Source organism: Bradyrhizobium uaiense, from assembly GCF_010811875.1.
Lineage (GTDB): Bacteria > Pseudomonadota > Alphaproteobacteria > Rhizobiales > Xanthobacteraceae > Bradyrhizobium > Bradyrhizobium uaiense.
On the sequence record NZ_VKHP01000121.1, the window covers coordinates 20,785 to 27,256 of the forward strand.

6 protein-coding genes are annotated in these 6,472 nt (G+C 66.0%); 2 read left to right on the forward strand and 4 right to left on the reverse strand.

Translation table 11 applies throughout. The annotated features are described in order from the left end of the window. Positions 1-94: 94 nt before the first annotated feature. From FNJ47_RS25935 to FNJ47_RS25950, 4 genes are all read right to left on the reverse strand, one after another. Positions 95-901, reverse strand: a complete 807-nt coding sequence (locus tag FNJ47_RS25935) for a crotonase/enoyl-CoA hydratase family protein (RefSeq protein ID WP_163158202.1) — start codon at positions 899-901, stop codon at positions 95-97. Between the two features lie 289 nt (positions 902-1,190). Beyond that, positions 1,191-2,231, reverse strand: a complete 1,041-nt coding sequence (locus FNJ47_RS25940; protein WP_163158204.1) for a zinc-dependent alcohol dehydrogenase — start codon at positions 2,229-2,231, stop codon at positions 1,191-1,193. Between the two features lie 292 nt (positions 2,232-2,523). Further along, on the reverse strand, positions 2,524-3,438 hold the full coding sequence (locus FNJ47_RS25945; protein ID WP_163158206.1) for a phosphoribosylaminoimidazolesuccinocarboxamide synthase: 915 nt from the start codon (positions 3,436-3,438) through the stop codon (positions 2,524-2,526). Between the two features lie 84 nt (positions 3,439-3,522). Continuing rightward, positions 3,523-4,440, reverse strand: coding sequence for a pirin family protein (locus FNJ47_RS25950; protein WP_163158208.1), 918 nt, complete (start codon positions 4,438-4,440; stop codon positions 3,523-3,525). A 275-nt stretch (positions 4,441-4,715) separates the two neighbouring features. Between FNJ47_RS25950 and FNJ47_RS25955 the strand changes: the two genes are divergently transcribed. Next, on the forward strand, positions 4,716-5,291 hold the full coding sequence (locus FNJ47_RS25955; RefSeq protein ID WP_163158210.1) for a GNAT family N-acetyltransferase: 576 nt from the start codon (positions 4,716-4,718) through the stop codon (positions 5,289-5,291). A gap of 53 nt (positions 5,292-5,344) precedes the next feature. Continuing rightward, on the forward strand, positions 5,345-6,406 hold the full coding sequence (locus FNJ47_RS25960) for a helix-turn-helix domain-containing protein (protein WP_163158212.1): 1,062 nt from the start codon (positions 5,345-5,347) through the stop codon (positions 6,404-6,406). The last annotated feature ends 66 nt before the right edge of the window (positions 6,407-6,472 follow it).

Sequence of the window (6,472 nt, forward strand, 5' to 3'; positions counted from 1 at the left end):
GGTGGCGATCGATTGCGCGGGCATCTTTTGCTTTCAGAATGGTGCGGCAGCTCAGCACGTCGGCGGCAGGAACGCAAAGGCCGGCACGGCGGGACTACCCGTTGCCGCCCTCATTGCCGAAGGCGCCGTGACGGCCGACGCCGGAGGCAAACCGCGCCGCGCCCGACAACGTTTCGCCTGATGCGATCACGTCGAGCCCGCCGCGCATCTCGTTCCTGATCGCCTCTTCCTCCTCGAGGTCCCATTGCCGCAACGCCGACAGGCGGTCGGCGCGCATGCAGTTCTGCGGGAATTTCGCGATGTCCCTGGCGAGCGCGACAGCATGCGCGCGGGCTTCGCCCTTCGGCACCAGCCGGTTCGCGAGCCCCATGCGGTGGGCCTCAGGACCTGTGACCGGGCGTCCGGTGAGGATCAAATCGATCGCCTGCGAATGGCCGATCAGCCGCGGCAGGCGGATGGTGCCGAGGTCGATCAGCGGCACGCCGAAGCGGCGGCAGAACACGCCGAAGGTGGCATCCTCGGCGACGACGCGCATGTCGGCCCATAGCGCCAGTTCCATGCCGCCGGCAACCGCAAAGCCCTCGATCGCGGCGATCACCGGCTTCGACAACCGCAGCCGGCTCGGGCCCATCGGTGCGATCGTGTTGTGGCCGCCGACCTCGCGCTTCTTCTCGGGATCGCCGGCCGCCACCGCCTTCAGGTCGGCGCCGGCGCAGAAATAACCGCCGGTGCCGGTGAACACCGCAACCGATGCGCTCGCGTCTGCGTCGAAGGCGAGGAAAGCGTCATACAATTTGCGTGCCGTTGCGCCGTCGACGGCGTTGCGGTTGTGCGGGCGATTGATGGAGATGATGGTGACAGGACCATCGCGCTCGACGAGCACGGTATCGGCATCGGACATGGGTCGCTCCCTGGGCTTGTTGTTCTTGTCGTCATTCCGGGGCGCGCGAAACGCGAACCCGGAATCCATTCTGCCGCTTGTTGTGTGGACAAATGGATTCCGGGTCCAGTCCTGCGGACCGTCCCGGAATGACCAGAGAATTTTGCGCTGTTGCGGAGCGATCCGCAATGACGGTCGCAATTCCGCAACGCGGGCAAAGCGAACGCGCGCCCACCCTCACGAGCACGGTCAGAATGGTGGGCACGGCGCGATCGCGCCTTTGTCCGCCCGACGGGCCTGTCCGCGCCCGTCAGGAAATGCCATCGCGAACGAAGGCGACGCGGATGGTCGGGTCGCTGATCGCCTCATGCGCATCCTCGAAACGGACGCGGCGGGTGATCACATGCTCCGGGTGGTAATGACCTGCCGCAACATGGGCCACGCAATCGGGCAGTTCGGCACGGACATTGACGCGCGAGATCTTCAAGGTGACGCCGGTGCCGTACATGTGCCGGAGCGGCACCGGCGTCGTCTCGGCGAAGTCGCCATACATGCGCTGGCAGATGCCGTTGGGTTCGGTGGCGCGGATCGCCAGCAGCATGCTGGCGTCGGTTGCGGCCGCATCGATCACGATCGGGAACAAGCCTGGCGGCTCCATCGCCAGGCCGGCTGGCGCCTCCATGATCTGGGCACCGAGCGACTTCGCCTTGGCGAGGCGCGGCGCGTGATCGTCGAGATAGACGATGCGGCCGGCGCCACGCGCCACCGCTGCCTGCACCGCGAACATCGCAAGCGACTGGGCGAAGCCGCCGATCACGAGCACATCGGCGCCGGGCCGCTGCTGAAGCCAGCGCGCCACCGCACTGAATCCGTCGGTCGCGCCGTCCGCCAGCCCCGCCGTCTGCGACAAGGCATGGCCTGTCGGTTGGCGGACCAGCATGTGATCGGCAAACGGCACGCGGATCAGATCCGACAGGCCGCCGCCATATTCCACGCCGCAGACCGGCTTCAACCCGTAGGAGGAGCGGAACGGCACCGCCGTGCAGGCATTGGTGTGGCCGCGCCGGCAGCGGTCGCAGGCGCCGCAGCTGATCTGGAATGGAACGATGACGAGATCGCCGGGTGCGAAATTCCTCACGGCTCCGCCGATCTCGACGATCCGGCCCGCGGTCTCATGTCCGAGCGCAAACGGACCTGCGAGGCCCGATCTGCCGTGGACGATCGCAAGATCGAGATCGCAGCGCGTCACCGCGAGCGGCTGCACCAGCGCGTCGCGGTCATTCTGTAGTTTGGGTGCGGGGACGTCCCACCATTCGACCTTGTTGCCGCCGACATAAGTCAATTGCCGCATCGTGCACTCTCCGCTTTGCGCCGAGAGTGCCGCGCCGCCGATGCGCCGACAAAAGATATGTCCTCAACTGCGGTGAATGGGATTCACCTCGACTGGTGGGGTGGTGCACTCGGAGGCAGCGTGTCTCTCTCCCCGTCATCCTCGCGCAAAGGCTTCGCCTTTGTCGCTGGAGGTGCGAGCCTTGCGGCGCAATTGCGCCGCTGGGCGAGCCTCGAAGGATGCACGGCCACCAGCCGGGCCGTCGACCCCTTCGAGACGGCCGCATCGCGGCCTCTTCAGGATGACGGTGCTGCTAAACCTTCAGCTCGGTCCCCGTTACGCGGCGATACGCTTCCAGGTACCGCTTGCTGGTGGCTTCGACGACGCTGGCCGGCAGCGCCGGCGCGGGGGCGTCACCGTTCCAGCGGCCAGCGTGGCGCTCGACGTCGAGATAGTCGCGCAGCGGCTGCTTGTCGAAGCTTGGCTGCGGCTGGCCGGGCTTGTAGGCGTCGACCGCCCAGAAGCGCGAGGAATCCGGCGTCATCACCTCGTCGATCAGGATGATGCGGCCGTCTCTGTCGCGGCCGAATTCGAACTTGGTATCGGCAATGATGATGCCGCGGGCGCGGCTGGTCTGTTCGCCATAGCCATAGACGTCGCGCGCCATCTTCTCGAGCGTCGCGGCCACGTCCGCACCCAGGATCTCGCGCACCCGCGCCACGGTGATGTTCTCGTCATGGCCGGCCTCGGCCTTGGTCGCCGGGCTGAAGATCGCGGGCTCGAGCTTTTGGCTCTCGACCAGCCCGGCAGCGAGCTTCTCTCCGGCGAGCGTGCCCTCGGCCGCGTATTCCTTCCAGGCCGAGCCGGAGATGTAGCCGCGGATTACGCATTCGATCGGAAACACGGTGGTGCGCTTGCACAGCATCGCGCGCCCGACGATGTCGGCGCGATGGTTCTTCAGTTCAGGGACTGCACGGATGATCTCGTCGGCATCGGCGCTGATCATGTGATGCGGCACGGTGCCTTCGAGCTGCCGGAACCACCAGGCGCTGATCTGGGTCAGCACCGCGCCCTTCATCGGAATGGTTTCCGCCATCACCACGTCGAACGCCGAGATGCGGTCGGTGGTGAGCAGCAGCACGCGGTCGTCGCCGACGGCGTAGATATCGCGCACCTTGCCGCGGCCGATCCGTGGCAGGGGCAAATCGCTGGACAGCATGGCGGTCATGGGCGTGGGTCTTTCCGGGTGGCTTTGCAAACACGAGCGCCCGCACGAGGCGTGCGGGCGCAGGAGACTATCACAGGAATTAGCTCACTCCGGCAGCGGAATGAACTCGTGTTCGTGCGGAACCTGCGCGAAACGCCCGGTTTTCCAGTCCTGTTTGGCCTGCTCGATCCGCTCCTTGGAGGAGGAGACGAAATTCCACCAGATGTGGCGCGGGCCTTCCAGCGCGTCGCCGCCCAGGAACATCATGCGGGTCGGCCGCAGCGTTTTCACGGTGATGCGGTCGCCGGGCCGGAAAATCAAAAGCCGCGGCCCCTCGTGGCGGTCGCCCGCGATCTCCACCTCGCCGTCGACGAGATAGATCGCGCGCTCCTCATGATCGGGGTCGAGCGGCACCGAAGTGCCGGCCTTGGCGGTCACCTCGGTATAGAACCAGGGCGACACCATGCTCACCGGCGAGGAGATGCCGAAGGCCGAACCCGCGATGATGCGCGCGGTGAAGTCGCGCTCGGAGATCATCGGCAGGTCGCCCGCGCCATAATGCTGGAACGAGGGCGCGATCTCTTCCTTGCCGGCGGGCAGTGCGATCCAGCTTTGCAGGCCCAGCATCTTCTGGCCGTCGCGGCGCTGCACGTCGGGGGTGCGCTCGGAATGCGCGATGCCGCGGCCCGCGGTCATCAGGTTCATCGCGCCGGGCTGGATCTCCTGGATGTTGCCCTCGCTGTCGCGATGCATGATGCTGCCGTCGAACAGATAGGTGACGGTGGCGAGCCCGATATGCGGATGCGGCCGCACGTCCATGCCCTTGCCGGCGAGATACTGCACCGGGCCGAAATGGTCGAAGAAGATGAAGGGCCCGACCATCTGCCGCTTGCCATGCGGCAGCGCGCGACGCACCGCAAAACCGTCGCCGAGATCGCGGGTACGCGGCACGATGATCAGATCCAGCGCGTCGCAGGTTTGGGGATCGCCGAGTTCGGGATCGGTCGAGGGCTGCCAGCTCATCACAATACTCCTTTGTACTTTCCTCCGATCATACCCCATCCGTCGTCCCGGCCAAGCCAACGGGTCGGCGCCAAGCGCCGCCCGATGACAGGCTCCGCGCGAGCCGGGACCCATAACCACAGGGCGGGGTGACGGAGCGGGCTGTGGTCACAAGCTTCGTCTAACAACAAAGCCCTGTGGTTATGGGTCCCTGCTTTCGCAGGGACGACGGCGGAGTGTTCGGCTCTGGTGTGCGTTTGATGACAACGGCATAATTCCGGAAACTGGAGGATGTGATGGTTTCTCTGATCAGGCCGGGCGCAAAACTGTTGCAGGTCGATGGTCCCGTGATCGAGACGGCGCGGCTCATCCTGCGGCCGTGGCGCGCATCCGATATCGCCGACAACACAAAAATGCTGTCCGATCCCGAGACGGCGCGCTTCATCACGCCGGATCATCAGCCGGTCACGTCGGAGCTGAAAGGCTGGCGCAACGCCGCCGTCATCTCGGGCCACTGGGCGCTGCACGGCTTCGGCATGTTCGCGGTCGAAGAGAAATCCTCCCGCCGCTACATCGGCCGCGTCGGGCCGTACTATCCGCCTGAATGGCCGGGTTTCGAGGTCGGCTGGGGCGTCGCCAAAGAGCACCGCGGAAAAGGCTATGCGGTTGAGGCGGCGCGCGCCGCGATCGACTTTGTGTTCGCCAATTTCACGGTCGACCGCATCATCCACTGCATCGATCCGCTCAATGTCGCCTCGCAGGCGGTGGCGCGGCGGCTCGGTGCCGTGAACGAGGGGCCGGGCAAGCTCGAGGGCGATATCGTTGATATCTGGGTCACGACGCGTGAGCGGTGGCGCCGCGATCCGGCTTGAAAAACCCCGCTTGAGCGACGATTGTTCGGCTGACCCGGAGATGCTTTCGACCGATGACATTGGCCACAACCGAACTCTGCCTGCGCGCCGCCGCGGTGACGCTGCTGCTCGTGCTTGCGGCCTCGATGTTCGCGGATTTCCGCAACGTGTTGGCGGGGCGGCTCGTGATCGCTTTCGCGCTCGGCACGGCTGCGCATGCGGTGACCGCATCGATTGGCGCCGGGGAACCGATCTCGGTCTGGCACGCACCGCTGATTGCGCTTTCGACCGGCGACATCGTGGTGTTCTGGCTGTTCACCCGCGCGCTGTTCGATGACGCCTTCGTCCTGCGTTGGTGGCACGGCCTGATCTGGGCCGCGGTGGTGACGTTCAGCTTCGTCAACTGCATATGGATCGCACCCGGCGGCCACGCGCGGGTGGCGATTACCACAGTCAATCTGCTGGCGCTCGTCTTCATCGCGCTTGCCGTGGCGCAGACCGTCGGATCATGGTCGGCGGATCTGGTCGAGCGCCGCCGCCGTGTCCGTGTCTTCATCGTCGCCGCCTCAGCGCTATACGGCGGGATGAACGCGCTGCTCCAGATCGCATATGCCGGCAGCCGCGTGACGGTGGAGTGGGCCAATGTGCTCAACGCGGCCGTACTCGTCGCCATCGTCGCGGCCATCACCTGGGCGATGATGCGCGTCGATGGCGCCGATCTGTTCGCCGTGCCGGTCGAGCCCGTCATTGCCAATGCGCAGCCGGCCGCGATGGAGGAGGCCGCCGACCAGAGGCTGGTCAATACCCTGATGCGCCTGATGGCGGACGAGCGCATCTACCGCCAGGATAACGTCACCATCGGCACGCTGGCGACCCGGCTGAAGATCCCCGAGTACCGTTTGCGGCGGCTGATCAACCAGCGGCTCGGCTACCGCAATTTCAACGTCTTCCTCAACAACCACCGGATCGAGGAAGCCAAGGCAGCGCTCGCCGACCCCTCGCAGGCCGAGGTCCCGGTCATCACTATCGCGATGGATGCCGGCTTCCAGTCCCTCGGCCCCTTCAACCGCGCCTTCAAGGCGACGACAGGCGTGACGCCGACGGAGTACCGGAAGCTGAAGGTGAGCGCGGCGTGATTGCTCTATTGCGTCGTGAGGGACGCACCGGCCGCAGGGTTCCCTCCCCCCTTGCGGGGGAGGGTT